This window comes from Winogradskyella algicola, assembly GCF_005869935.1.
In the GTDB taxonomy this organism is placed as follows: domain Bacteria; phylum Bacteroidota; class Bacteroidia; order Flavobacteriales; family Flavobacteriaceae; genus Winogradskyella; species Winogradskyella algicola.
Map to the genome: position 1 here is coordinate 1 of NZ_SZQF01000021.1, position 1,300 is coordinate 1,300.

The window sequence follows — 1,300 nt, forward strand, 5'->3', positions numbered from 1 at the left end:
GTGTCACACCACATTGAATAACAATATTATCTGTATTTGTATTATCTATAGTCGGTGGAGTAGTATCAACCACTGTAATCGTTTGGTCAGCAGATACGCTGTTACCACACTCATCAGTTACGGTCCAAGTTCTAACAATAGTTTTTGTATTACCACAAGCAGCCGTCTCTACGTCTGACTCAGTAATGGTTACTGTACCACAAGTATCTGCACCAGTAGCAACACCAGTATTAGCAGAAGACTCATCTTCAGTACATTCAATAGTAATATCAGCAGGAACAGAGATTGTAGGATCAGTAGTATCAACAACCGTAATGGTTTGGTCAGCAGACACTGAATTACCACACTCATCCGTTACCGTCCAAGTACGAACAATAGTTTTTGTATTACCACAAGCAGCCGTCTCTACGTCTGACTCAGTAATGGTTACTGTACCACAAGTGTCTGCACCAGTAGCAACACCAGTATTGGCAGAGGACTCATCTTCAGTACACTCTATAGTCACATCTGCAGGAATATTGATTGTAGGATCAGTAGTATCAACAACCGTAATCGTTTGGTCAGCAGATACGCTGTTACCACACTCATCAGTTACAGTCCATGTACGAACAATAGTTTTAGTATTACCACAAGCCGCAGTTTCAACATCCGATTCGGTAATGGTTACTGTACCACAAGTATCTGCACCAGTAGCAACACCAGTATTAGCAGAAGACTCATCTTCAGTACACTCTATAGTGACATCAGCAGGAACGTTTATTGTAGGATCCGTAGTATCAACCACTGTAATCGTTTGGTCAGCAGATACGCTGTTACCACACTCATCAGTTACAGTCCAAGTTCTAACAATAGTTTTCGTATTACCACAAGCTGCAGTTTCTACATCTGACTCAGTAATGGTTACTGTACCACAAGTATCTGCACCAGTAGCAACACCAGTATTAGCAGAAGACTCATCTTCAGTACACTCAATAATTACATCAGCAGGAACGTTGATTGTAGGATCCGTAGTATCAACCACAGTGATTGTTTGGTCAGCAGATACGCTGTTACCACACTCATCAGTTACCGTCCAAGTTCTAACAATAGTTTTAGTATTACCACAAGCTGCAGTCTCAACGTCTGATTCAGTAATGGTAACTGTACCACAAGTATCTGCACCAGTAGCAACACCAGTATTAGCAGAAGACTCATCTTCAGTACACTCTATAGTCACATCTGCAGGAATATTGATTGTAGGATCAGTAGTATCAACAACCGTAATCGTTTGGTCAGCAGATACGCTGTTACCACATGCATC

At 41.5% G+C, this 1,300-nt stretch carries 1 pseudogene; it reads right to left on the minus strand.

The features are described 5' to 3' along the window. Positions 1-1,300: pseudogene (locus FC091_RS15260) on the minus strand (gliding motility-associated C-terminal domain-containing protein); the annotation flags it as partial.